Origin of the sequence: Streptosporangium sp. NPDC006930 (assembly GCF_040635605.1) — a bacterium.
GTDB lineage: Bacteria > Actinomycetota > Actinomycetes > Streptosporangiales > Streptosporangiaceae > Streptosporangium.
Genome location: NZ_JBEYID010000025.1, coordinates 1 through 25,278 on the forward strand (window position 1 = coordinate 1; position 25,278 = coordinate 25,278).

Below are 25,278 nucleotides of genomic sequence, written 5' to 3' on the forward strand. Positions count from 1 at the left end.
CCGCGGCCCCCGCCGCCCCCCCCGCGCCCCCGCCCGTGGGGGTGGCCGGGGGGGGGGGCGCCCCCCCCCCCCCCCCGCCCCCCCCCCCGGGGGGGGGGGGGGGGCCCCCCCCCCCCCCACCTCTCCGTATTTCAGTTGACGGTTACCCGTCCGGTGCGGCCGTTTCCGGACTTCACTCTCCCGGTCCTAGGGACCTTCGAAGTGAACCGCAGGACGGGAACACCTCAATCGACCTGTTTCCATGAGACCGCTGAAAATCTCAGCAGACTCTCACGGCCGTGCAGATGGTCGGAGGAGCGGCAGCAGCCCAGACGATCGGGGCGGTGACAATCGGCGCCCTGACGATGTGGGTACTGACGATCGGGTAACCGAAAGCCGTTCCGCTGGTTGTCGCCGTTCCGGGCGGGCCTTGCGGTCCGATCGGCCCCTGAGGTCCTGCGGGTCCGACTGGTCCTGCCGGTCCTTCGGGTCCGGGAGCACCGTCAGCGCCTGCCGGTCCTGGTGCGCCATCAGCGCCTGCGGGTCCTGTCGGCCCTGCGGGCCCTGCGGGTCCTGGTGCGCCGTCAGCGCCGTCGAGTCCGTCGGCACCAGCTGGCCCTGCGGGTCCTTCGGGCCCTTCAGGTCCTTCAGGTCCTTCAGGTCCTTCAGGTCCTTCGGGTCCGGGTGCGCCATCGGCGCCTGCCGGTCCTTCGGGTCCGGGTGCGCCGTCAGCGCCTGCGGGTCCGGGTGGTCCTTCGGGTCCGGGTGCGCCGTCAGCGCCTGCCGGTCCTGCGGGTCCTTCGGGTCCGGGTGCGCCATCGGCGCCTGCGGGTCCGGGTGGTCCTTCGGGTCCGGGTGCGCCATCGGCGCCTGCGGGTCCGGGTGGTCCTTCGGGTCCGGGTGCGCCATCGGCACCAGCTGGCCCTGCGGGTCCGGGTGCGCCGTCGGCGCCTGCGGGTCCGGGTGGTCCTTCGGGTCCGGGTGCGCCGTCGGCGCCTGCGGGTCCGGGTGGTCCTTCGGGTCCGGGTGCGCCATCGGCACCAGCTGGCCCTGCGGGTCCGGGTGCGCCGTCAGCGCCTTCGGGTCCGGGTGCGCCGTCGGCGCCTGCCGGTCCTGCGGGTCCGGGTGCGCCGTCGGCGCCTGCGGGTCCGGGTGGTCCTTCGGGTCCGGGTGCGCCGTCAGCGCCTGCCGGTCCTGCGGGTCCTTCGGGTCCGGGTGCGCCATCGGCACCAGCTGGCCCTGCGGGTCCCGGTGCGCCGTCAGCGCCTGCGGGTCCCGGTGCGCCGTCAGTCCCCGCTGGGCCCGCCGGACCTGTGTAGCCTCGGGGGCCCACCGGACCCCTGGGGCCTGCTGGGCCTGCTGGACCTGCTGGGCCCTGGATCCCCTCAGGGATTCGGCAGAGGAAGATCGGCAGCCCCAGCCACCTGCACAGCGGGATGTAAATCGCATCGCTCGCGGTGGGCTGCAGGCCCCTGTGGATGATCGCTCCGGTGGTTATGACATCCCTGCTGCGGATCACGGTGGGCAGGGATACGAAGTTCGTGCAAATGCTGGAAAGCACCACAGGGCAGGGGTCCCCCTGCGTGCTTCTGGCGGATTGGATTTCGTCGTGGCGAGCCTGCGCCGATATCTGAAGTTGCGAATCGGCCGAAACTGGGACAGGGGAGTGCAGAAGCAGGACGGCCCCGGCGAGCGCGCCGCCCGCAAGGGTCCGTTTCATGAAAGTAGACACGTGCGTTGTTTCTCCCTTCCCGTTGAGAGAAAACTCCGCGCGGACATTCTTGGGGCGCCCAGGAGATAGGCCGTAGAAGTGTGCTTCAAATCTGGAATGGAAGCTTGATGGAGGGCGCGCGTTTCTTTACGCTCCGGATATTTGAGTATCTTTATAGAGTATTAATGTCGCCGTTTCTGTGATTGTTCGGATAGGTGAACAATGATGGGATAAAGCGTAAATTACGCTATGGGATTGTTTCGCGCCAAGATTCCGTGGCCGGATCCGGACCTCGGGGCTGCCGCGTGTATCCATGCGGTTTCGCATGGCCAGACGATGCCGGGGTGCGGAAGGCCCGCCGGTTTCCGGCACCGCCTGCGCCTGCTGACGTCACCTCGGCAGACGGCGGACGTACGCGGTGGGCGGCATGCCGATGACGCCGGTGAAGTCGCGGGTGAAGTGGGACTGGTCGCTGTAGCCGAGATCGGCGGCGAGCCGCGACCAGTCGGTGGCGGGTCCGGCTCTCTCGGCGGCCTCGTGGATGCGGTAACGGCGGATCACCCACTTGGGGGAGACACCGACGCGGTCGCTGAACAGCCGCTGCAGGTGCCGGACGCTCAGCCCGTGCAGGGCGGCCAGATCGCCGACGCGGACGATGGCCGGGTCGGCGAGCACGCTCGCGACGAGGTCCGCCGCCCGCTCGGCGACGGGGTCGCGGACGGGGAGCCGCGTGAGCAGGAACCCTTCCAGCGCCCGCACCGCCTCCTCGTCGGAGGCGGCCAGTACGGCCGGGGTCACCGCGTCGGCGTCCGGACCGAGGATCCGGGAGGCCGGGACGCGGAGATCGGTGATCGTGGAGAGCGGGGCGCCGAGGAAGGGACGGAAACCGGCGGGCCGGAAGCGGGTGCCGACCACGATCCCGGTGCCGTTCAGGACCTCCAGATAGTCACCGGTGATGACCCCTGCCACGTGGGAACCGCGCTCGTGGAAGACCAGGTTCACCGATGGGTGGGACACGATCCGCTGCTCGTACGGTTCTTCCAACTCCCAGCGGACGATCCAGTGATGCTCGACGAAGGGGGCCAGGGCCGGGTGGCACGCGTGGCGCCCGTAACGGAACCGGGCCGCCCCGAAGTTCAGGATGCCGCGGGTGTCGTCGGCGGGCGTGCCCGTCACGACGGGATGGGGATGTGGATTTTCGGCAGACCCTGTGGTTCCTTGCCCGGATACTCGCCCCCCAGCATGGTGGCCACGGTGTAGAGGTGCCAGGCGTGGGTGGGTTTCTTCAGGACGGGTTCGGCGAACAGCTTACGTACCTCGTCGGGCTTGACGATGGGAGACAGCAGGTCCAGGCGGCCGAGGACGTGGTCGCGCATCAGGCCGGTCAACTCGGCGCCGGGACTGGTCCGCCAGTTCCAGCCGCCCCCTCCGGTCTTCTGCGCGGTCAGCGCCGGCGGCCTGCGCTGCCAGGGGTAGTAGCGCTTCCCCGCGGTGAACCGCCACGGCTTGCCCTCGACCGGGATGTTCCGCAGAGACGGGGCCAGGATGCCGAGCAGTTCGTAGATGACCTCCTCCGACAGCCGCCAGGTCTGGTCGAGACCCAGCGCGGCGCGGACCACCCGGTTGTCGAAGAACGGCCAGACCTGGTCGCCTCTGCGCAGCGATCCCGCCCGCGCCCCCGCCTGCCAGCGGCCGACCTTGTAGGAGATGTACATGTGGTCGAGCGCCTCCAGCGGAGCCCGCTTGCGCCAGGGCTCGGCCAGTTCGCGGGCGTGCTCGTTGGCCTCCTCGGTGAACAGCGCGGGATCTCGCAGGAAGGTCACGTCCACCCGGCGGCGCAGCGCCTTCTCGCTCAGGTCGGTTTGGAGCAACAGCAGGCTTCCGGCCCGCAGGCTCTCCCCGCTCTGCCCCGACATGGTGGGTTTGGCGCTGTAGGGGAGGTAGCCGACGATCGACTCGTACGCCGACGTCATACCCTCACAGGCGCGCAACGTCTCGTAGGTCCGCGCGAGGGGGTGCTCGACGACGATCGCGTCCTTCTTCTCGACACGGGCCGGGGGGATGACGGTGTGCTCGATGCGGAGCGCGCGGGCGACCTTCCCGGCGATGACCACGTCGGGATGGGTGTCCAGGCCGTTGGTGGTCGCGCGCAGCGGGATGCCGGCCGCGTGCAGCACCGCGGCGATCAGGCGGCTGTCCCTGCCGCCGGTGAGGGCGAGGTTCACCGGCTCCCTGGTCGTGCGCAGCGGCTCCACCGTGGCCAGAAGCGCCTCGGCCAACTCCCGGACGAGGTGTTTCTTCTGCCTGCGTGACTCGGGCGCGGGCACGGCCGTGGGGAGCGGGGTCGTGACGATCGTACGCCGGCCGTTCCTGACGGTCACCGACGAGGACGGTGGCAGCGCGCTCACCCCTCGGTAGGGCGTCTCGTCCGACAGGAAGTATCCCTGCCTGACCATCGACTGCAGAGCGAGCACGTCCCACTCCACGCGCTCACCGCAGCCCGCGAGGTGGACGAGCAGCGCCCGGCTGCCGATCACGTGCACGTCGGGGGTCTCGGCGTAGTAGACCGGGCAGATCCTGTGGACCGCGGTGGCGGCGGACAGCTCGTCCTCGGTCGCCCGGAACACCGAGAAGCACCCGCCGATCGCCTCGGTGTCCAGCACCGGCATGGCCGCCAGCCGGTTCACGTCACCCGGTGCGGTCAGGTAACCGTTCACCCCGGTCACCCGGTCGTGGCCGGTCTCCAGCAGGGGAGGACGCCGCGAGTCGTCGGGCTCGTTGGTCCAGGAGAACACCGCGATCCCGGGACGGTGCCACTCCCGGGATCTGATGACCTCGGGCGGTACGGCGAACGCGCTCTCGATCGCGCCCCTCACGGTGTGCAGCATCGCCTCGGGTATTCCGGCTCCTGGGTGTTTGGCCGCGAGGCCGAGATACACGCGCATGCTGCAGGATCCTATGACGCGTTTTTTCAAGACAGCTGTGAGTTCGGCTCGACAGCATGGCAGGCATGAACGAGATGCTGTCACGCGCCGTCACCGGCACGGCGGCCGTCGCCCGCGGCGTCCGCGACGACCAGCTGGGCCTGCCCACCCCCTGCGACGGCTTCGACGTACGGGAGCTGCTCGACCACCTGGCCTGGACGGCCGCGATGTTCGAGGCACTGGCCCGCCGCGAGCAGCCGCCGTCGCAGGACGCCGACCACGCCCCCTTCGCGGACCGGGCCGCCGCGCTGCTCGCCGCCTGGTCGGAACCCGGGGTGACCGAGGGCACCAGTCCCGCGATGGGGATGCCCATGGCCATGGTGCTCCAGCTGGTGCTGGGCGACACGGTGATCCATGGCTGGGACCTGGCCAGGGCCACCGGTCAGGACTACACGGTGGACACCGCGACCGGCGAGGTCGTGGCCGCCTTCGTCGAGGGGATGGCGCCGCAGGGACGGCGCCTGGGAGTCTTCGGTGAGGAGGTGCCCGTGGCACGCGACGCCTCGCCGTTCGAGCGGGCGCTCGGGATCAGCGGGCGGGACCCGGCCTGGAAACCCTGATCACGCGCCGAACACGGTTAGCGCTCGCTTGGGTCAAGCTCCCGGCGGACCGCGGAGAGGAGTCGTCGTAGGGGATGACACGCATCCCCAGGAGGCGACATGAAGTCACGTCCGCTCACCATCGTCCTCGCCGTGCTCGCGCTGCTCGCCCTGATGTTCGTCGCCGCCTGCGGCGGATCCGGCAGTCAGCCGATGCCGGAATCCGGAAGGGCGGGCCCGTCCATGCCCTCGGACGCCGCCCCCGAGGCCGGAGATCAGAGTTCCGCAGGAACCGAGTCCGAAGTCCGGGCCACTCCCAGGAGCGAGGCCACCCGGAGGCGCGACACCTCCGCCGAACAGATCTCGACCTTCGCCCTCGACGTGGACACCGCCTCGTACGGCTACAGCAAACGGACCCTCACCGAGGGCAGGTTGCCGGAGGCGGGCCAGGTCAGGCCGGAGGAGTTCGTCAACTCCTTCGCCCAGGACTACGCGGAACCCGAGGACGACGGTTTCACCGTGCACATGGACGGCGCCCGCACCCCGGGAAACGGCACCGCGCTGCTCCGTGTCGGCCTGCAGACTCGGAGGGCGAGCGCGCAGGCCCGGCGGCCGGCGAACCTCACCTTCGTGGTGGACGTGTCCGGCTCGATGGGCGAGCCGGGCAGGCTCGACTTGGTGAGGGATGCCCTGCACAAGCTCGTCGACCAGCTCGGACCCGGCGACCAGATCTCCCTCGTGGCCTTCAGCGACGAGGCGGACGTCATCCTCTCCATGACCCCCGCGACCGACAAGGAGAAGCTCCACGCCGCCGTCGAACGCCTCGTCACCCAGCAGTCCACGAACCTGGAGGCGGGGCTGACCAGTGGGTACGCCGAGGCTGCGGCGAGCTTCAGAGCGGTGGCCGTCAACCGCGTCATCCTCCTCTCTGACGGCCTGGCCAACGTCGGCGACACCACCTGGCGCGGCATCCTCGACCGGGTCGAGGATGCCGCGGCCAAGAAGATCACCCTGCTGTGTGTCGGCGTCGGCCGTGACTACGGCGACGAGTTGATGGAGCGGCTCGCCGACAACGGCGACGGCGCCGCGGTCTACGTCGGTTCCGTCGACGACGCGCGCAAGGTCTTCGTCGAGCAGCTCGCCACCAACATCGACCTGCGCGCCCGCGACGCCAAGGCGCAGGTCGTGTTCAACCCCTCGGTCGTGGAGTCCTACCGCCTGATCGGCTATGAGAACCGGCGGCTCGCGACCGAGGACTTCCGTGACGACAGCAAGGACGGCGGAGAGATCGGCCCCGGCCACTCGGTGACGGCCCTGTACGAGCTCCGGCTGCGCGGGGGGTCGTCGGGACAGCTGGCCACCGCCACCGTGCGCTGGCAGGATCCCGACACCCGCGACCCGGCGGAGGCCTCTCGCTCCCTCGCGGCGGGCGATCTGGCGACCTCGCCGTGGGAGGGGCCCACGCCGAGGTTCCAGGTCGACGTGGTGGCCGCGGGCTTCGCCGAGTATCTCCGCACCGGGGAGGGGATCGCCGGAGCCACGCCCGGTGATCTCGCCGCCCACGCCACCCGCCTGGCCGCCTCCACCGAGGACCCCGCGGTGACCGAGCTCGCCGAACTGATCGAGAAGGCCGCGTCGCTCCGATAGGCACCCGTAGGCACTCCATGATCGAGTGGGCCGGCTCCTCGTGAGCCGGCCTCGTGGGCGGCCCGCGCCGGTTACGCCGGTTACAGGGTGCGGGGTGATCTCCTATACACTGGCGTGGTCGCCGGGTCAGGCCCGGGGCATCGACGAGGGGCTATGGCGCAGTTGGTAGCGCGCCTCCATGGCATGGAGGAGGTCTGGGGTTCGAATCCCCATAGCTCCACCTCTGACCGTTCTTGAGTCAGCTCAGTGACGGTCGACGAGATCCCGTCCGATCGCTTGATCGGGCGGGATTTCGTCGTTTCCGAGGTCTTGCGATCGCCGGCCGGGCTTCGGGTGAGCTTTGGAGCGGGGAATTATCGCGCCGGCCCTTGAGTGATCAAGGGGCGGCGACGCTTCTTGCGCATTCCGTACGGTGTCGCCGTCGGCTCGTTCCTGGAAATTTGTCCACGCTCTGCACTAATTCGCGTGGCCCCATGGCGGTGATGAAAGTTTCTTCGGGATTTCGTGCGCGGGCGAGGTCTGAGAACGAACCGAAAGGGCCTTGACAACCATCTTGAGGGGTCGGCAATGGGATGACCTTCCCCTTCCGAGCAGCCAGAAGGCGTCCACGGCGGGCGTCGTGCGCCTTTGGCCGAGATGTGGTGTTTCCATGCCAGGCTGATTGGCCGGATCCGGCCCGGAAGGGATGCCTTGACTTAAAGGGTTAAGTGAACTTGGCTCACCGAAACCATGTGAATGACCTGGGGTTTCAGTGCGTTCGGCTCCGGTCCTGCGCCCAAGAGGGAGGCAAGAACATGATCTTGCGACAACGAGGACCGGCGATCCTCAGGAGCGCGGCGGGAATCCTCTGCCTGGCGGCGGGCCTGGTCGCGGCGCCGGTCTCCGCCGCGTCGGTCTCCGCGGCGCCCGGCTGCCAGGTCGCCTACTCGGTGGCCTCCCAATGGGGCGACGGGTTCGGCGCGAGCGTCACGATCACCAATCTGGGGGACCCGCTCAACGGCTGGCAGTTGAAATGGTCGTTTACGGCCGGACAGGCCGTGACGCAGGGCTGGAACGCGACCTTCTCCCAGAGCGGTAGCACGGTGACCGCCGCGAACGCCGCCTACAACGGCGCTCTGGCGACCGGTGCCGCCACCACGATCGGTTTCAACGGCACCTGGAGCGGATCCAACCCGGTGCCCACCTCCTTCACTCTCAACGGGGTCGCGTGCACCGGTTCGGTCACCAACCCGCCGTCGCCGAACCCCACACCCACACCCACCCCCACTCCGACGCCTCCGCCGCCCAACACCACCGGTCTGGTCGGCTGGGCGACCCAGGGGGGAGGCACGACCGGTGGTGGCAGTGCGGCCGCCACCACGGTGACGAGCGCGTCGGCCCTGACGAGTGCAGCCTCGGGGACGGGCGCGGCCGTGATCCGGGTGTCGGGCACGATCTCCTGCTCGGGCATGCTGAGGATCGGCTCCAACAAGACGATCATCGGTAACTCCGGAGCGACGATCGTCGGCTGTGGCCTGAACGTCTCCAACGCGTCCAATGTGATCATCCGGAACCTGACCTTCAGGAACTGGGACGACGACGCGATCAACGTCCAGTACTCGACCCGGGTCTGGATCGACCACAACACGCTGTCCAACGGTTACGACGGCGCCATCGACATCAAGCGCGCCAGCGACTACGTCACCGTGTCGTGGAACCGCCTGTACAGCCACGACAAGGCCATGCTGCTCGGGCACAGCGACGACAACGGCTCCGAGGACAGGGGCCACCTGCGCGTGACCTACCACCACAACTGGCTCGACGGCACCAACCAGCGCAACCCCCGGGTGCGCTTCGGCAACCCGGTGCACGTCTACAACAACTACTACTCCAACGTCAGGGGATACGGGGTCGCCTCCACTCAGGGCGCCGGTGTGCTGGTCGAGGGCAACTACTTCGAGAACGTCCCCGACCCTTACCACCTGGGCGAGGCCGCGTCAGGACCCGGCACCCTGGTGGCCCGCAACAACCATCTGACCGGTTCCGGCAGCGGGCAGCAGGGTGGTTCGGTGGCCTCCATCCCGTATTCCTACGGTCTTGATGGAGCGTCCGCCGTCAAGTCCATCGTCACCTCCGGTGCGGGAGCAGGAAAGATCAACGTCTGAACGGCCGTGAAGCCGATTTCCCGGAGCGTTATGTCCGCCCCGGACGGTGTCCTCGCTCCGCAGGGCCGGGCCGGGGAGGTCCCGGCCCGGGGCGGAAAAGAGAAGAAGTCGAATATCGCTCACCGTCTTGACGCTCCCAATGGCGCTCCTTAGCATTCTTTCACCGATATCGGGAGCGAGCCGATCGACGACGACCCTCAATATGGCACTCGACCAGAAATTTGGTCGAGTGCCATATTGCTGTGTGTCTCGACGGCAACGTGGTGGGTGCGAAGGAGAAGGCTTGAACAAGCCGTTCGGCCGCGGCGGAAACTGTCGACGCGGCGGGTCGACTCACCAGGACAACCACCTCCGGCAGGAACGCGCGCCGGAGAATACGCGCGGGATTTTATGCGGTTTTTTGTGCGGTCCCCCGGCAAGGAGGACCGCGATGACCGGTAGTGGCCGGAGATGAATGACCTGAAAGTTCGCTTCTCCGGCTCCCGATCGGGCCGATGGCCCATAACGACCGGTCAGAGGAATGTGCTGAGCTGGATCAGCCCGGATCTGCCGGGGCCGGCCGACATCCTGTCAACGGTTGTGCGTGTGCCCCGGGGAAGCACCATGGACGCGGTCGGTGCGGCGCTGGGTGCGCTGATCGGTCGTCAGGAGGCACTGCGGACCCTCCTGCGGGACGGCGAGCAGTTCGTGCACGCGTCGGGGACGCTCATCGCCAGGGTGGTCGAGGCCACGGGCACTCACCAGGACTGGTTCCTGCCGGGCAGGGTTTTCGATCCCGCCGTCGACCTCCCGGTGAGGGCGAATGTGGTGACCCGATCGGGATCTCCGCTCCTGGTCGTCCTGCACGTGTCGCACGTGGCGGCGGACCTGTCGGCGATGACGATTCTGCGCGCCGAACTCGCCGCGCTGCTGGCGGATCGGCGGCTTCCTTCCGCCGTGTACCATCCCGCCGACCGTGCCACCTACGAGCTCACCCCGGCCGGGCAGCGCCAGCTGGAGGGGGCGACCGGATACTGGGCCCGTCAGCTGGCGGAAAGGCCGTTGTGCTCGCTCGGTCTGCCCTTCCGCTTTCCCGAGGCCCGCGGCCATCATCACGTCCTGCTGGGCTCCCAGGTCGCCGCGGAGGCGGTGGTCCACGTCGCGGCGAAGACGGGCGCGCAGCCGTCGGCGGTGGTGATGGCCGCGTTCGCGGCGCTTCTGACAAGCTGGACCCAAGAGCCGGAATGTCAGCTGCACTGCCTGTGCAACAACCGTTTCTCCCCGGAGTTGCGCGACTACGTCGGCACGCTCGCCCAGGATACGATCATTCCTTTCAGCGCCTCCTCCTCGTTCCTGAGGTCGGTCCAGCGGACGAACGCCGCCGCCCTGACGGCTTACAGGTACGGCCGATACGACCCGGTCCGACTGGACGAGACGATGGGCGCGGCGGAACGGGCCCGCGGCATGCGCTGTCACCGCGACGTGGTCGTCAACAACACGAGCGGCCACGTTCATACGATCCTGCCGAGGGCCGGCGTGGAACCCGGCGTGGGCGATCGCGTGTTCGGCGCTCCCGCGGAGTTCGACATCTACCGGCTGGACGGCAAGCTCGGCTGCGGGCTCGGCCTCGATGCCCGACTGGCCACCGCCGACGAGACCGCCGACATCCTCGGCGGAGTCGAGCGGCTCGTCGTCGCCGCCGCGGACGGCGACGTCGATCCGGCGGACTTCGGGATCCCTCCGGCGGAACGGGGACCGGGCTGGGTGCGTGCCCGCTCGTGCTGGGTCGATCTCTCCGGTGTTCAGGCCGCGGTGGATCTCGCCCTCGGCTCCGATGTCGCGCGGATCGAGGCCGTCGGCGACGGGCTCATCGCGCGGGTCGGGCGTGACATCGACCTCTCCGCTGCCGCCAGGGCGGTGGTCGAGGTGGTCCTGCGCGAAGGGCGTCACGGTGTCGTCGCCCCCAGCGACTACGTGCGGACCGTCGGCTGAGAACGACCGGCCATGAGCGTGCTCCCCGATGTTCTTCCCGGGGTGCACGCCGCATGACCTGTCGTCCTCACGTGCCGGACCTGAGGGGGTCAGCTGCCGGTGATCACGAAGGTCGTCCCCGGCTGTCGCACGATGTCGCCGGTGGCCGAGTTGGTTATGGTCACGTTCGTCAGCGTCGCGTTACCGCGAGCGCCGCTCATGGCGAGGATGCCGGCCCCGTTGTTGGACCTGTCGATCCTCACATTGGTGATCGCGACGTTCGGCATGTTGCCGCCGCCCGTCTTGAACTGGATGCCGTCGTAGGTCGAGTCGCGGATCTCGGTGTCGCGGATGGTGACGCCGGTGATGTCACCGCCCTGCGGGAACAACGTGATCGCTCCGAACTCCTGATCCTCGTTCCAGAAGGCGCCACCTGTGCGGTAAAGCCCGTTGTTGGCGATCAACGTGGTCCCCGAGAAGGGCAGGGGGCTGTGGTCGGTCGCCAGCATGATGCCCGGGTAGTTCATGGTGTCGTAGATCAGGTTGTTCTCGATCGAGTTGTTGTAACCGCCGTAGATCGCGATGCCGTTCGCCCGCCAGGGCAGCTGGATGGTGTTGTTGACGAAGTGGTTGTCGTGCGTGTTGTCGACGACCCGGTCCTTCACCGCCTGGTTGGCCCAGATCGCGAGGGCGTCGTCGCCGGTGTTGCGGAACGAGGAGTTGAACACCCGCGAGTTCCGTGTGCCGTTGGTGAAGTTGATGCCGTCGGCGTAGGTGTTGCGGATACGCATGCCGCTGAACAGCAGGTTGTCGCCCGGACCCCACAGGGCGGGGATGTTGTCGTAGTCGCGGCCGACCCAGGCACCCACGTTGGCGTGTTCGATCCACACGTTTGTGATCTTGGTGTTCTCGCCGAACCGGCCGTTCAGGCCCACCCCGCCCTCGTCGTTGCCGTCTCCGCCGCGAATGCGGCCGGAGCCGAAGATGGCGATGTCGGAGATCTGGGTGTTGCTGTCGACGTCGAAGCCGAAGTTGCCCTCGTGCGGGTGGTTGATGCCGCCCACCACGTCCTGCGGCTCGGTCAGGGTGTACAGCTGGGAGTGCCACATGCCCGCGCCGCGGATCGTGACGTTCCTGATGCCCACCTGGTTCCACTGCCCACGGTTCAGCGGGTCGTCGGTGAGGATCTTCTGCTCCTGCCGCCACTGTCCCGCCGGGATCCACACGCAGCCGATGACGCCGTTCTGGTCGTCGGTCACCGCCCGCTGGATGGCGGCCGTGTCGTCGAGCCCGTCGTTGGGCACCGCGCCGTAGTCGGTGATCGAAGCGCATTCGGCCGGTCGGCTCGTCGGAGGCGCCACCTGCTCCAGGTCGATCAGGTCGATGACGTAGAAGGCGGCCGTGTCGGTCGCGTCACGCTGCAACCGGAATTTGGTGCCGGCCGGGTAGGTCTGCGAGAGCAGCGCGTGCGACTCGTCGAACAACCGCCGGGCGTCGGCCTGGGGGGTGTTCGACAGTGACTCGGGGCCGTCGGTGTTCCCGTACAGCCAGCTGTGGCGCGAGGAGAGGGTGAGCTTCCGCGAGAAGGTGCCGTTGACGTAGAGGCTGATGGTCGCCTCGATGCCACCGCCGCCCGGCGCGTCGGGGATGGAGTTGCGGACCACGATCGAGTTGGAGGGGTTGGTCGAGGTGAACTCGACGAACTGACCTGTGCTGTTCAGCCGTACCGACTTGCGGCCCGAGGACTCGGTGGCGAAGTTGGTGTGCCCGAAGGTGCGCAGCGGGTCGGTCTCCAGCAGGGTGCCCTGGTAGTCGGCGGATTCGGCCTCGTACTCGACCCATGGGACGGCCGCACCGCGCCCGACCACGATCGACAGCGAGAACGTGTTGTTGTTCTCGTTGGTCTCGGCGACGGCGTTGGTCGCGTCGGCGGTCGCGGTGACGGTGGCGCCGCCGCCGGTGGCGGTCCAGCTTCCGTTCACGGCCACGTTGACCGTCGCGCCCGCGGCGATCGACGCGGTGTTGGCGTTGAGCGTGGTGCCTCCCACCGTCACACGGGTGACCGTGGTCGCGCCCGTCGCGGTGGTTCCCCGGTTCTTCACCGCCACGGTGAACGTGACCGGCGCTCCGACGGCCGGGTTCGGCGGGTTGGAGGTGACGCCGAGAACCTGCAGGTCGGGGCCGGGAGCCTGCGAGACCACCAGCGGTGACGACGCGGTGAGGGTGTTGTTGTCCTCGTTCTGCTCGAAGACCGAGTTGTCCGGATCCACCCTGGCGCTGACCGTGTGGCTCCCCTCGCCGCGGGTGCCGATGTTGTGGGTCACCGTGGCGGTGCCGTTGACGGGGAGCGCGGGGACGGCGACGGTCGCGACCGGAGTGCCGTTGAGGTTGAGGTTCACGCTGTCGGCGGGGGAGGGCGCGGTGCCCGCGTTCCTGACCGTGGCCGACAGCGTGATCGCGCTGGTCTCGTTCGGGGACGCCGGAGTCCACGAGAGGTTCGTGACCGTGAGGTCGGGGTTCGGCGCGGGGACACCGAAGATCTGGAACTCGGCGACCTGCCCGCCGGGCGCGCCGCTGTTGGAGGTGAACCTCAGCTGGACGTCGGCGACGGTGGCGTTGAGGGGGATCGTCACCGAGTTGCCGCCGGAGGCCGGGGCGAACGTGTAGTTCTGCGCCGACACCAGGCTGGTGTAGCCCGTGGCGTTCTGCTCGCGGCCCAGGATCTGGATGTTCTGCGTGCGGGTCCCCCATGTGGAGTCGGGGTTGAGCTTCAGCACGACGGAGCTGACGTTCGCGTTGGCGCCGAGCTTGGCGGTGAGTGTGTTCGGGAACGCGCCGGAGTTGGCCTCCCAGTAGGTGGAGAGGTTGTTGTCGTTCGCGTTCGCGGCGACGAACGAGTGCACGTGGCCGGACTCGGTCATCTCCTTGCCGATCGCCAGGTTGGATCCCGGGGTGCCGGTGCCCTCGCGGGTCACGGAGTTGCTGTTGGCCGACTGGTTGCCCGCCGCGTCCTTGGCCCGCACGAAGTACGTCACGGTCGCCGACGCCGGCTGGTTGTCGGTGTAGGTCAGCACGTTGCCGACGCTGCCCCGCAGCTGGTTGTCGGCGTAGATGTCGTATCCGGTGACGCCGACGTTGTCGGTGGAGGCGTTCCAGGTCAGCCTGATCTGGCCGGCGGCGGGCTGGGTGAAGGCGAGGTTGCCGGGGGCCGTCGGGCGCTGGTCGTCGCCGCCGGTGGCGGTGCCGTAGATCTCGAACTCGGAGATCTGCGCTGCGGGCCAGCCGGTGTTCGCGGTGATGGTGACGCGCCAGTACCGGTGGGTCGCGGCACCGAAGTCGATCGTGACCGTGTTGCCGGTCGCCGGGTTGAACGTGTGGTTCGCCGAGGCCACGACCGTGCTGAAGGTGCTGCCGTCGGCGCCGCCCTGGATCGAGAGCGTCTGGGTGCGGGTCTGCCAGGCGGCCGCGGGGGGCACCTTCAGCACGATCCGGTCGACGCTCGTGGCGGTGCCGAGGTCGATCCGCGCCCACTGCGGGAAGCTGTTGTTGGGACTCTCCCAGTAGGTGTCCGGGTTTCCGTCGTTGACGGCGGACACCGGGTAGCCGCCCGTGGAGCCGCTCGCCAGGGTCGCCTTGCCCGGCGACAGATTGGGTCCGGCCGCGGCGGAGGCCGGGACGACCGACCCCACGACGAGGAGTAAGCCGGTGACGACCATGGTCGCCACCAGCCGTAACGGTCTGTACAGCATTCTCATTCGCCTTCTTCTTCTCTCGTCGGGCACGGCGGGGCCGAGGCGTGAAGGTGGGACCTTCACCGCACACGTAATGGGGGGCAGGTGCACGACGCGGTGCATCCCTGGAGAGTTGCGATGAGTAGCAAGAAAACGAACAGAGCTTTGCAATATTCTTGCGTGGTGTTGGCCAAAGGTTACATACGTGCTACGGGCGCGTCAACGGCGGGGAAGCGGCTTTCTCGATTGGCTTGACGCGAGATGTGACATGTCACCAAAACCGACAAAAGGGTGGTGAGCCCCTCTCGCGCGCCGGGTGCGAAGCCGGCGCGCGAGAGGAGGCGTTCTCAGCCCAGCTCGTAGTCGAGGTGGAAGGAGTGGGCGCCGCCGTCGTTGACGATCTGGCCGCCGCCCCGGATGCCCAGCAGCTCGCCGGTGCCGGAGTCGGGAAGGATCGTCCAGCTCAGCCCCGCCTCCCCGGCCGTGTGGTGGAGCACGAAGGTGCCCTCGCGGCCGTGCGCGGTGCCGGTGAAGCGTTCGAAGCCCACGTAGGCCGCCGATGTCTCGACCCGGGGGATCGCGGTGATGATGTCGGCGGTGCTGGTGCCGACCAGGTCGCCGTCGAAGGTCTTGGTGAGGTGCACGCGGGTGAGCGCCGCCCCCTCGGCCTCGTCGTAGGTCTGCGGCTCCCAGCTGTCGATGGTGAAGGTTCCTGTGGCGCGAGGCATGTGTGCTCCCATGTGGAGTTCCGGATCTCGCGCCAATCCTGGCGACCGTACCTGACGTCTGATGTCAGGTACGGATCCGCGCCGTATCCGCTATGAGAGCTGCCATTTGTCCATGTTCCAGGTGATGGTCGACTGCGCGGGGTTGGGGACGACGTTCTGAAGCTTCTCGTCCCAGGCGCTGAGGCCCGGATGCTGGAAGAGCGGGATGGTGGCCAGGTCGCTCCAGAGCCTCTTCTCGATCTCGCCGATGATCGGGTTCTGGGCCTCCAGGTCCACCGTCGAGTTCAGCTTCGCGATGAGGCGGTCCACCTGCTCGCTGGAGTAGCAGCCGTTGTTGCTCCCCTTGTTCTGGGCGTCGCACTTTCCCGGCGAGGTGAAGTTGGAGGCCCAGCCGCTGACCAGGGCGGAACCCGACCAGGCGAACAGGGCCACGTCGTAGCCGTTGTTCGGCAACACGTTGCCGAGGAAATCCTCGGAACCCTTGTCGACGACCTTGAAACCGGCCTTGTCGCAGGCCTCGATGATGAGCTGGACCGCCGCGGTACGGCGCGGGTTCGGGGTCTGGTAGCCGATGCTCACCTCCAGGCCCGTCTTGCCGGCCTTGCGCAGCAGCGCCCTGGCGCCCGCGATGTCCTGCCGCTCGTACAGGCCCGCGCTGCCGCTGGCCGCGACGACCGCCGCGCTGTTGGCCTGGAAGGGGGCCACGGTGCGGACCTCGAGGGGCTTGGCGGCGGGCGCGACGGGTCCGATCAGGGTGTTGACGATGAGCTGCCTGGGCACGCACCTGGCGAACGCCTCACGCAGCCTCCTGTCCCTGAACGGGCTGGAGTCGAAGTTGAAGTCCAGATGCTCGTAGGTGTACTTCTCGAAGACGCCGACCTTCACGCCCCGCAGCGACTGCAGTTGCCTGAGCACGTCGGGCCCCGGCTGGGGCTCGACGATCTGGACCTCGCGGTTCTGCAGCGCCTGGGCCTGCTCGTCGAGGGTGATGAAGCGCTCGACGATCGTCGGGGTCGCGGCGGGGGTGCCCCACCACCTGTCGTTGGCGACGAGGGTGAGCCGCTGCCCGGCGTCCAGCTTGGAGAGCTTGTACGGCCCCGAGGACGGGATCAGCTCGGCGTCGGGCAGTCTGCCCTCGGAGACCCAGCCGTCGTTGAAGAACCTGATGCCCTTCTCCATCTTCTTCGAGTCGGCACTTCTGACCGCCGCGATGAACTCCTCCTCCGACAGGCCGTCCTGCTTGGCGACCACATGGGCGGGCATCATCTCGGTCGCGCCGGGTCCTCCGGCCACCCAGTCCGCGAACGGCTTGTCGTAGACCAGGGTGAACTGCCTGCCGCCCTTCTCGCAGTCGGGGATCCGGGTGTCCCGAAGGCCGGTGGTGTCGGCGGAGGCGAAGCCCTTGACCTTGCCGGACCGAAAGGCCCACCACAGCATGACGTCGTCGCAGTCGATGGGGGTGCCGTCCGACCAGACCGCCTTGTCGTTGATGGTGTACTTGACGCTCAGCGGGTCGTCGGAGATCTTCTCGTACGTCCCGAAGTCCTTGTCGGGAGTGATCGCGCCCTTCTCGCCGTAGAACCAGAAGCCCGTCAGCACCCGCTGTAGCGGGGCGGCGTTGCGCGTGGCGTTCTCCGCGGTGGTGTTGTTGTTGTAGGAGTGGAACTCCTGCTCGTAGGCGTAGGTGATGGTCTCTCTCGGTGGACCCGACTCCGAGGCCGTGGGGTCGTCCGCCGTGCCGTCGTCCGCGCAGGCGCCCAGCAGAAGCGAGCCGGCGGCGAGCAGCGCGAGAAACCCTCCCGGCCTTCGTGCGTGGAACACGGCACCACCCCTTCGATCGCCCGGTCCCCGGCAAGGCCCCCGTGCCGGTCGAGCATCGTCACCTCTCGCGACCGGGCGAGCCCCGGACGGGCATCGTGCCCGCTCCGTGACCATGCCGGGCGCGAAACCCTCAGGTCAGGAGAATAGGAAAAACGTAACCTTTGAGCGAATTCACCCAAAATGTGAGATGGAGATCTTCTGGGTTCGCGTCACGGGTGTATCCGTGAGCGAGGAGGCTCTGGCCTGATTCTTGCGGTTATTGGCACTCGGGCCACTCGCTGGGCGAGGTGCCGCCCCACGATTATGGGGCGCATGACAACGACACTTCGGGCGCCCAACCGCAGACTCCACCGCGCCTGGATCGTGGCGGGAGTCGCGTTCGTGGCCATCCTCGGCGCGGCGGGGTTCCGGGCGACGCCCGGGGTGCTGATCACACCGCTGCAGGAGGAATTCGGCTGGTCCCGGGGCACGATCTCGCTGGCCGTCTCGGTCAACCTCATGCTCTACGGGCTGACCGCGCCCTTCGCCGCCGCACTCATGGACCGCTTCGGCATGCGCAGGGTTGTGACGTACGCCCTGCTGCTGGTCGCCGCGGGCAGCGGGTTCACCATCCTGATGAACGCCCCCTGGCAGCTCATCCTCTGCTGGGGCGTCCTGGTCGGACTGGGCGCCGGCTCGATGGCCCTGGTCTTCGCCGCCACTCTCACCGAACGCTGGTTCGTCCGCCACCGCGGCCTCGTCACCGGCGTGCTGACGGCGGGCGGGGCCACCGGGCAACTCGTCTTCCTGCCCGTCCTCGCCCATCTGGCGGCGGACAGGGGGTGGCGGTCGGCGGCCGTCACGGTCGCCGTCGCCGCCCTCGCCGTGGTCCCCCTGGTCTGGTTCCTGCTGCGCGACCGGCCGGAGGAGGTGGGCACCACCGCCCTGGGCGCCGATCCCGCCGCACCCCCCGCCGTTCGGCCGGCACGGGTGGGAGGCGCCGCCTCACGCGCACTCGGCGTGCTGTGGAGCGCGGCGCGTACGCGTCCCTTCTGGCTGCTCGCCGGAGGCTTCGCGATCTGCGGGATGAGCACCAACGGCCTGGTGGGCACCCACTTCATCCCCGCCGCCCACGACCACGGCATGGCAGAACCCGTGGCAGCGGGACTGCTCGCCCTGGTCGGGATCTTCGACGTGGTCGGGACCGTCGCGTCCGGCTGGCTGAGCGACAGGGTCGACTCGCGCATCCTCCTCGGCGTCTACTACGGGCTGCGCGGCCTGTCGCTGATGGCCCTGCCGAGCCTGTTCGGAGCCACCGCGGAGCCGAGCATGCTCGTCTTCATCATCTTCTACGGCCTCGACTGGGTGGCCACGGTCCCGCCGACGGTCGCCCTGTGCCGCCAGATCTACGGTCCGGAGGGGGCCGTGGTGTTCGGCTGGGTCTTCGCCTCCCACCAGGTCGGTGCCGCGATCGCGGCGGTCGCCGCGGGGATCACCCGTGACCACTTCGGCGCCTACGACCTCGCCTGGTACGCCGCGGGCCTCCTATGCCTCGCCGCCGCCGTCATGTCGATCGCCATCACCAGGAAGTCGTCCCTCGGCGGGGAGTCCACCGCGGGGAAGCAGGCATCCTTGAAGGCGTGAGAGAACGAGGCGGGCGAACCGCGGGAGACGGAACCGGAACGGACGCGCGGTGGCCGGAGAAGACCGCATGACCGGCGCCGGGGACGACGCGACAGGGGCGACGGGCGGGACGGCCGGCAGGAACGGCGGGGACGGCGGAGACGCTGATCGGGACAGGAGGGTCCTCCCGCTCGTGGTGCGCATCGAACGCTCCGCGCCGCCCGAGCGGACCGACGCCCTGGAGGCGGCGGCACTGGCCGTGCTGGCGCTGCTCGACGACCCGCGCGCTCTCGACGGCGGCGAGTGGGCCGAGGCGGTACGTGTCTGGGACGGCAGCCGGTTCAGGAAGGTCGTCCGGCGGGCGCGCGGGGCGGAGTGGCGCAGGGTGCTCGACCTGCCCGGTGTCACCGTCACCTCGGGCACCGCCGAGGTCCGCGTCCACCCGCCGGTCCCGCTGGACGGCTGGCCCAAGGACCTCTCCAGGCTCCAGGTCTCCGGTACCGAACTCACCGACTCCTCCGAGCCGGGACCACCGGGAGACGTGGTGCTCTGGCTCAACCCGGGACTGACGATGTCGGCCGGCAAGGCGATGGCCCAGGCGGGACACGCCGCCCAGCTCGCCTGGCAGGCGAGCGGGGACGACGCCAGACGGGCCTGGCGGGAAAAGGGTCCGGCGGTCTCCGTGCGCACCGCCGATCCCGCCGCGTGGGCCGGGCTGGTCGCCTCGGGTCTGCCGGTGGTGAGAGACGCCGGATTCACCGAGATCGAGCCCGGCTCCCGTACGGTCGTCGCGGACGCCCCTTGGCTGCGCGAGGGCGGCCGGTGACCCCTTCAGGGAGTTCGATTCCCGTACGGCGCCTCGTCCGCGGTCGGTGAGGGGCCCGGGGTGCCGGCGCGCGCGATCGGCAGGTCGGTGTGCGGCTCCCGCCTCGCGGGAGGAGGCATCGGAGGTGAGCCCGGCCTCGCACTCCACGAACATTCCGAATTCGTCGCGGAGCGTTTGACACGGGGGCGAGAAAGGTACTCGTTCCCGAAGTGTGATGGGGATCCCGCACGGGAAAACCGGATTTGTCGTACGCTCCCGATCGTGCTCGATGGGTTGGGTGGGACTCAGGGGACCCGGGAGACGGGTCCCGCGCCGACATACGTGACCGCCGAGGCGGCCACGTCGGAGATGCCGAAAATTGTGGCGGAGAGTCCCCCGAAGCTACCGGATTCCCCCGTGAAACGGTCCCGCATCGGCGACCTGCCGATGCGCGTGATCTACCGAATCCTGGCCGTGGGCGTCGCGGTGATCGTGGCCGCGGTCGCGACGGTGGTCGGCTTCGTCTCCTCGGGCTCCTCAGATCAACCGGGCGAGGGAAAGACGGGGCAGATCGCCGCGCCATCTGCCGCGCCCCCCTCGCCCGGTTCAGTCTCGGCGGAGCCGTCCACCTCGGTGTCGGAGCAGGCGTCCACGCAGGCCTCCGCCGCGCAGGCGTCCCCCTCGGACACCCCCTCCGCGTCGGCGTCCCCCTCGGGGAGCCCGAGTCCTTCCGAGACGGCCGCCCCCGCCTCGGCGTCCGACGGCTTCGAGCCCGCGCCCGACCGCAGCGCCGTCATCGCGGCCCTCACCGATCCCCGGGTGCCCGACCCGCCGCGCGACAAGCGGCTCGGCCGCCTCTCGGGCAAGGCGGCCAAGAGCAAGCGCCGCGTCCAGGACGAAAGATCGGGCGTGTCGCTGGTCCGCCTGGGCAAGCCCTGGAAGGTCTTCGGCGCGTCGCCGTTCGCCACCAAGCAGGTGCTGCCGAAGGCGAAGGGGGCCGGTCACCGGGCGATGGTCGTGAGCTGCCCGGTGCCGATCCTGGTGCAACGGGAGTCCAAGGACACCGCGCTGCTGGCCGCTCGGTGGACGCTCAACCACCACCCCAAGGGCGGCAGGATCACCTGGACCGCCTCGCAACCGATCAAGAACGGCTGGCTGCTCGCCTACCGGGTGAAGTACAAGCTGAAGGGCAAGACGCGCTTCTCCATGGCCGCCGTCGCCGTGACCGAGATCTCCGGTGCCAAGCCCGCGATGCTTTTCGCCACGATTCCCGACACCCAGAGCAAGTACTGGCGCGCCATCAACACCGCGGTCTCCTCCCTTCGAGTGAAATAGCGTCACCCGAGTCCGTGGCGAGAGGGCAGGGAGAGCCGCGCTAGGCTCGGTCGCCGTGACCCAGATCGTCCTCGCCTCCGCCTCTCCCGCCCGCCTCGCCCTGCTCCGCAGCGCCGGACTCGATCCCAAAGTGATCGTCAGCGGTGTGGACGAGGACGCCATCACCGCCGACAGCCCGAGTGAGCTCTGCCTCACGCTGGCCCGCGCGAAGGCGACCGTGGTCGCCGGCGGCCTGAGCAGCGGGCTGGTCATCGGCTGCGACTCGATCCTCGAACTCGACGGTCGTGCCTACGGCAAGCCGTCCTCGCCCGAGGAGGCCGTGGCCCGCTGGCGCGACATGCGCGGACGTGAGGGACGACTGCTCACCGGCCACTGCGTCATCAACGTCGCGGACGGGCGCGAGGCGGCGGAGGTGGGCGCGACGGTGGTGCGCTTCGGCACCGCCGGAGACGACGAGATCGCCGCCTATGTCGCCACCGGCGAGCCTCTCCACGTCGCGGGGGCCTTCACCCTGGACGGGCGTGGCGGCTGGTTCGTCGACGGCATCGACGGCGACCACGGCAACGTCCTGGGCATCTCCCTGCCCCTGCTCCGCCGCCTCCTGGGCACCCTCGGGGTCTCCGTTCCCGGCCTCTGGCAGCGCCCCTGAGGCCGCGGCTTCTTTTCCCGGGACATCTGCCGTCCGCGCTCTGTTCGCGGGATCGCCGACCGTCCTCCCAAGGGGATCCGATCCCGATAATCTTCCGCCATGGGTCATTTCCGCTCCTTTCTGGACGGCATCGGGTTCTTCTTCCAGGGACTGCGCTGGGTCGCGCGAAACCCGCGCTGGTGGCTGTTCGGGTTGATCCCTGCGCTGATCGCGTTCGCCCTCTACGTGACCGGCCTCTACTTTCTCGGCACGAACGCGCTGGACCTCGCCGCGTGGGGCACGCCGTTCGCCGACGGATGGGGCGAGGGGGCACGGACCGCGCTGCGGGGACTGGTCGGACTGGCGATCTTCGTCGCCGGGCTGATCCTGTCGGTGGTGACCTTCACGGCGATCACCCTGATCCTGGGCGACCCCTTCTACGAGAAGCTCTCCGAGAAGGTGGAGGAGACCTACGGGGAGGTGCCGACCGGCCACGACCTTCCGCTGTGGAAGTCGATCCCCCGATCCATCAGGGACAGCGTGATCACCCTCGGATGGCTGTTACTGTTCACGATCCCGCTCTTCTTCCTCGGTTTCGTGCCGGTGATCGGGCAGACGGTGGTGCCGGTTCTGGGTGCCCTGGTCTCCGGGTTCTTCCTCACGGTCGAGCTGACCACCCTGGCCCTCGAGCGCAGAGGGCTGGTGCGCAAGAACAGATTCGGCCTGCTCAGGGGGAACAAGGCCCCCGCGCTCGGCTTCGGGGTCCTGCTCTTCCTGCTCTTCCTCATCCCGTTCGTCGCGGTGGTCGCGATGCCCGCCGCCGTGGCCGGTGCGGCCATCATGGTCCGCACCCGTCTGGCACCGGCCGTCCTGCCTGAGGGAAGCACGGCCGGGGGCCCACGCGTCGACAGGGGTGTCTGAGGGGGCGACTCCAGGAAGGGAGTCACCGGGCCTTCAGCGGGTCCCGTTCAGGTGCCGGCGGCCAGGTGAGGGGTGACGGGGGCCGTCCGGCTGTGGACGGTCGCGGGCTCTGTCCACAGAATGCCGTTCGGGGCGGGAGCGGTGGCCCGGTTCCGGCGAGGCTTCCCGGCATGACACCAGACCACCCGGCCTCGCCCGAGTCCTCCTTCCCTCGGTTCCCGACCTCGTCGAACGATTCCTCGGCTTCGTTCGAAGCGCTCTCTCCTTCGTCTGCGGTCTCGTCCGAGTCCTTCTTTCCGCAGTCTCCACCCTCCCCGCTCGCCTCGGCGCCCCGGCTCCTGCTCGGTTCCACGGAAGACGTCCTGGGGGCCGTTCCCTACCTGCTGGGGTTCCACCCCGCCGACAGCCTGGTCGTCATCGGACTCACGGGCAGTCCGCCCAGGATCAGGCTGCACCTCACCGTCCGCTGGGATCTGCCTCTGGGCTCCGGCGCTCTCGGCCAGATCGTCCCGCTCTTCGGAAAGGAGGGCGTCGCCCAGGTCATCCTGGTGGGGTACGGTCCCGGCCCGCTGGTGACCCCGGCCGTCGACGAGGCCGTGGCGCTGTTCCGCCGGAGCGATCTCGTCGTCGTCGACGCGCTCCGGGTGGAGGGCGGTCGCTACTGGTCGTACGAGTGCTCGCGGACCGACTGCTGCCCGGCCGACGGCGTGCCGTACGAGCGGCGGGCCGACGCGGTCGCGGCCGAGGCGGTCCTGCACGGGCTGGTCGCCCTGCCGGACAGGCAGACCCTGGAGCGCTCGCTCGACCCAATCGCCGGGTCCGCGCGGGAGGCGATGAGCGAGGCGACGGACCGTCTCACGGCGGAGCTTCGCGGCAGGCTCGCCAGATGCCGCGACGCCGACGGGTTCGCGGCGGAGTTCGTCGCGGACGGCATGGCCAGGGTTCGCGAGGCGATCGTCACCTACGCCTCGGGAGGGCGGCTCGGCGAGGAGCAGGCGGTCAGGCTGGGGATCGACCTGGCGGTGATCAGGATCCGTGACGAGGCATGGGCGCTGGTCGGCGAGGAGAGTCACGAGGCGCACCTCAGGCTCTGGCACGACCTGACCCGGAGGCTCGAGCCGCGGTTCGTGCCTCCGGCGGCCTCGCTACTCGGCCTGGTCGCCTGGCAGCGGGGAGACTCCGCGCTGGCGGGCGTCGCCCTCACCCGGGCGCACGAGGTCAACCCCGGTTACTCGATGGCCAACCTGCTCGCGCACGCGATCCACCATCTTGTCCCACCGCACGCGCTCAACGACAGGATGCCCAGCCCCGAGGAGCTCGACCGGGAGATGGGCACTCCCCGGATGGCCTGGCTGCTTCCGATGGCCGCGCTGCTGGAGAAACCCGGCGGCCCCGCATCCGAGGGGGCCGCTACGGGGGCGCGTCATTGATGCTTCAGCTCACCGGTCTGGGGGACCCAGGGAACACTCGGCCGCCCTCCCACGAGACGCTGAAGCACGCCGACCCCAGCTCCCGCCGCTCCCACGAAGGTGACCAGAAGATGGACGGCGCCGAAGTAGAGGCCGAAGAGGAGACCTCGGCGGGCGAACACCCGCCGGTAGGTGCTGCCGTCGAGGACCACGGCGGCGGCGACGAGGAGCGGCGACACGAGGGCACCGGCGGGACCGACCAGCAGTGGCAGCGAGATCGCCGGTACGGCGGCGACCAGCAGGACACCGCCGAACGCGCGCGGTACGGAGTCACCGGGCGTCTCGCCCCGGGTCCATTCCCGGGCGCTCACCCGTGCGCGCCGGAACACCTTGCTCACGATCATCCGCAGTGTGGAGTCGTGGTCGGCCCGGCCGCAGACGGCGTCGGTGATGCGCACCTCGTAGTTCTTCCGCATCAGCCGGGAGCGGTAGTCCGCGGACACCGTGTCGCTCAGATGGGGGTTGAAGGGGCCGATCTCCTTGAACACCTCGGTCGGCACGGCGAGCACGGCGGCGTGCAGCTCAAGGGTCGGGCGGTCGGTCGGCATCCACCAGTGATACATCTGCAGCGCGCGATACTGCGCGGCGAGGCTTCTGGTCGCCAGCGGCTCGGGGTGGAGGATGCCGCCCAGGGCACCCAGCCTGGGCTCGGATCTGAGGATGTTCACCGCGTTCTCGACGCTGTCCGGGTCGAGTGCTATGTCGCCGTCCTGGAAGAGCAGGATCTCGCCGTGGGCGTGCTCCGCGCCGAGGTTGCGCGCGGTCGACGCCCCGCTGTTGACCTCGGTGCGCAGCACGGTGACGCCCATCGACCTGGCCACCTCCGCCGCGTCCTCGGTGCCGCAGTCGTCCACCACGATGACCTCGATGGGCGAGTAGGTCTGCTCCTTTATCGCACGTAGGCACAGGCGTAGCACGTGGGACCGGTTGAAGCTGGGGATGATGACCGAGACTAGCGGGCGTTCTCGATTCATGGGTGCTCCATTGGCTGAAGGCCGCTCTTTCCGAACCGCGGGGTGTTGGCCGATGATCAGGGCGGACTGCCCCGGTGGGTTCTCGGTCGACCGGCCGTGGCTCGTCGCCAGGCCTCGGACCGCCTTGCTTCCGGCTTGCTTCCAGTCCACGCTAGCCGCGACGGCTTGTCTCATTCTTGTCGTCCGGTTCGCCGCGTCGTACGGTTCCCTTTCCATGCGGCCTGTGCCGCGGCCCGTGTGGTCCGCGGCGCGGTTGATTCCGCGGGCGCGGACGACAAGGAAGCGACAAGAACCGGTCAGTACGTTGAGG

The 25,278-nt window shown here is 69.1% G+C and carries 17 protein-coding genes and 1 tRNA gene; 11 read left to right on the plus strand and 7 right to left on the minus strand.

The annotated features are described in order from the left end of the window. Positions 1-270 precede the first annotated feature (270 nt). From ABZ664_RS32620 to ABZ664_RS32630, 3 genes are all read right to left on the minus strand, one after another. Positions 271-1,203, minus strand: coding sequence for a hypothetical protein (locus tag ABZ664_RS32620; protein WP_362518510.1), 933 nt, complete (start codon positions 1,201-1,203; stop codon positions 271-273). Between the two features lie 877 nt (positions 1,204-2,080). Beyond that, on the minus strand, positions 2,081-2,866 hold the full coding sequence (locus tag ABZ664_RS32625) for an AraC family transcriptional regulator (protein ID WP_362518514.1): 786 nt from the start codon (positions 2,864-2,866) through the stop codon (positions 2,081-2,083). Further along, complete coding sequence (locus ABZ664_RS32630) at positions 2,863-4,635, minus strand: asparagine synthase-related protein (RefSeq protein WP_362518520.1); 1,773 nt, start codon at positions 4,633-4,635, stop codon at positions 2,863-2,865. Before ABZ664_RS32630 ends, ABZ664_RS32625 begins: the two co-directional genes overlap by 4 nt. A 65-nt stretch (positions 4,636-4,700) precedes the next feature. Here ABZ664_RS32630 and ABZ664_RS32635 point away from each other — a divergent pair, with 65 nt between their 5' ends. The 5 genes from ABZ664_RS32635 to ABZ664_RS32655 all read left to right on the plus strand — a co-directional run bounded on the left by ABZ664_RS32635 (position 4,701) and on the right by ABZ664_RS32655 (position 10,975). After that, positions 4,701-5,234 carry a TIGR03086 family metal-binding protein gene (locus ABZ664_RS32635; protein ID WP_362518526.1) on the plus strand — a complete coding sequence of 178 codons (534 nt, stop codon included), beginning with the start codon at positions 4,701-4,703 and terminating at the stop codon, positions 5,232-5,234. Between the two features lie 99 nt (positions 5,235-5,333). Then, positions 5,334-6,860: a von Willebrand factor type A domain-containing protein gene (locus tag ABZ664_RS32640; RefSeq protein WP_362518531.1), complete on the plus strand. Its 1,527-nt coding sequence runs from the start codon at positions 5,334-5,336 to the stop codon at positions 6,858-6,860. Between the two features lie 147 nt (positions 6,861-7,007). Beyond that, a tRNA-Ala gene (locus ABZ664_RS32645) sits at positions 7,008-7,080 on the plus strand. 574 nt (positions 7,081-7,654) lie between these two features. Then, complete coding sequence (locus ABZ664_RS32650) at positions 7,655-9,004, plus strand: cellulose binding domain-containing protein (protein ID WP_362518536.1); 1,350 nt, start codon at positions 7,655-7,657, stop codon at positions 9,002-9,004. 450 nt (positions 9,005-9,454) lie between these two features. Next, positions 9,455-10,975: a condensation domain-containing protein gene (locus tag ABZ664_RS32655; protein ID WP_362518541.1), complete on the plus strand. Its 1,521-nt coding sequence runs from the start codon at positions 9,455-9,457 to the stop codon at positions 10,973-10,975. 89 nt (positions 10,976-11,064) lie between these two features. Here the strand turns inward: ABZ664_RS32655 and ABZ664_RS32660 are convergent, their stop codons facing one another. The 3 genes from ABZ664_RS32660 to ABZ664_RS32670 form a co-directional block, all read right to left on the minus strand. After that, on the minus strand, positions 11,065-14,709 hold the full coding sequence (locus ABZ664_RS32660) for a CARDB domain-containing protein (RefSeq protein WP_362518546.1): 3,645 nt from the start codon (positions 14,707-14,709) through the stop codon (positions 11,065-11,067). A gap of 323 nt (positions 14,710-15,032) precedes the next feature. Beyond that, a complete protein-coding gene (locus ABZ664_RS32665) occupies positions 15,033-15,413 on the minus strand; it encodes a DUF3224 domain-containing protein (RefSeq protein ID WP_362518549.1) in 381 nt (126 codons plus the stop codon). Positions 15,414-15,503: 90 nt separating this feature from the next. Further along, positions 15,504-17,234, minus strand: a complete 1,731-nt coding sequence (locus tag ABZ664_RS32670) for an ABC transporter family substrate-binding protein (protein WP_362518552.1) — start codon at positions 17,232-17,234, stop codon at positions 15,504-15,506. A 312-nt stretch (positions 17,235-17,546) separates the two neighbouring features. Here ABZ664_RS32670 and ABZ664_RS32675 point away from each other — a divergent pair, with 312 nt between their 5' ends. The 6 genes from ABZ664_RS32675 (at position 17,547) to ABZ664_RS32700 (ending at position 23,955) form a co-directional block, all read left to right on the plus strand. After that, complete coding sequence (locus ABZ664_RS32675; protein ID WP_362518555.1) at positions 17,547-18,857, plus strand: MFS transporter; 1,311 nt, start codon at positions 17,547-17,549, stop codon at positions 18,855-18,857. 67 nt (positions 18,858-18,924) lie between these two features. Next, positions 18,925-19,662, plus strand: coding sequence for a peptidyl-tRNA hydrolase (locus ABZ664_RS32680; RefSeq protein WP_362518558.1), 738 nt, complete (start codon positions 18,925-18,927; stop codon positions 19,660-19,662). A 396-nt stretch (positions 19,663-20,058) separates the two neighbouring features. Beyond that, positions 20,059-20,976 (plus strand): hypothetical protein, encoded by a 918-nt coding sequence (locus ABZ664_RS32685; RefSeq protein ID WP_362518561.1) that lies wholly within the window; start codon positions 20,059-20,061, stop codon positions 20,974-20,976. A gap of 55 nt (positions 20,977-21,031) precedes the next feature. Further along, positions 21,032-21,625: a nucleoside triphosphate pyrophosphatase gene (locus ABZ664_RS32690; protein WP_362518564.1), complete on the plus strand. Its 594-nt coding sequence runs from the start codon at positions 21,032-21,034 to the stop codon at positions 21,623-21,625. Positions 21,626-21,724: 99 nt separating this feature from the next. Further along, positions 21,725-22,525, plus strand: coding sequence for an EI24 domain-containing protein (locus ABZ664_RS32695; RefSeq protein WP_362518567.1), 801 nt, complete (start codon positions 21,725-21,727; stop codon positions 22,523-22,525). Between the two features lie 170 nt (positions 22,526-22,695). Then, complete coding sequence (locus ABZ664_RS32700) at positions 22,696-23,955, plus strand: DUF4192 domain-containing protein (protein ID WP_362518570.1); 1,260 nt, start codon at positions 22,696-22,698, stop codon at positions 23,953-23,955. On the opposite strand, the gene ABZ664_RS32705 is transcribed toward ABZ664_RS32700, so the two are convergent. Then, positions 23,949-24,968 carry a glycosyltransferase family 2 protein gene (locus tag ABZ664_RS32705; RefSeq protein WP_362518573.1) on the minus strand — a complete coding sequence of 340 codons (1,020 nt, stop codon included), beginning with the start codon at positions 24,966-24,968 and terminating at the stop codon, positions 23,949-23,951. The two genes, ABZ664_RS32700 and ABZ664_RS32705, sit on opposite strands and share 7 nt — an antisense overlap. Positions 24,969-25,278 lie beyond the last annotated feature (310 nt).

Coding starts and splice junctions, on each gene's coding strand:
- ABZ664_RS32680 (WP_362518558.1), top strand. CDS start 18,925: ATGACCGGCGCCGGGGACGACGCGACAGGGGCGACGGGCGGGACGGCC.
- ABZ664_RS32675 (WP_362518555.1), top strand. CDS start 17,547: ATGACAACGACACTTCGGGCGCCCAACCGCAGACTCCACCGCGCCTGG.
- ABZ664_RS32705 (WP_362518573.1), bottom strand. CDS start 24,968: ATGAATCGAGAACGCCCGCTAGTCTCGGTCATCATCCCCAGCTTCAAC.
- ABZ664_RS32695 (WP_362518567.1), top strand. CDS start 21,725: ATGGGTCATTTCCGCTCCTTTCTGGACGGCATCGGGTTCTTCTTCCAG.
- ABZ664_RS32635 (WP_362518526.1), top strand. CDS start 4,701: ATGAACGAGATGCTGTCACGCGCCGTCACCGGCACGGCGGCCGTCGCC.
- ABZ664_RS32640 (WP_362518531.1), top strand. CDS start 5,334: ATGAAGTCACGTCCGCTCACCATCGTCCTCGCCGTGCTCGCGCTGCTC.
- ABZ664_RS32655 (WP_362518541.1), top strand. CDS start 9,455: ATGAATGACCTGAAAGTTCGCTTCTCCGGCTCCCGATCGGGCCGATGG.
- ABZ664_RS32650 (WP_362518536.1), top strand. CDS start 7,655: ATGATCTTGCGACAACGAGGACCGGCGATCCTCAGGAGCGCGGCGGGA.
- ABZ664_RS32700 (WP_362518570.1), top strand. CDS start 22,696: ATGACACCAGACCACCCGGCCTCGCCCGAGTCCTCCTTCCCTCGGTTC.
- ABZ664_RS32665 (WP_362518549.1), bottom strand. CDS start 15,413: ATGCCTCGCGCCACAGGAACCTTCACCATCGACAGCTGGGAGCCGCAG.
- ABZ664_RS32660 (WP_362518546.1), bottom strand. CDS start 14,709: ATGAGAATGCTGTACAGACCGTTACGGCTGGTGGCGACCATGGTCGTC.
- ABZ664_RS32620 (WP_362518510.1), bottom strand. CDS start 1,203: ATGGCGCACCCGGACCCGAAGGACCCGCAGGACCGGCAGGCGCTGACG.
- ABZ664_RS32630 (WP_362518520.1), bottom strand. CDS start 4,635: ATGCGCGTGTATCTCGGCCTCGCGGCCAAACACCCAGGAGCCGGAATA.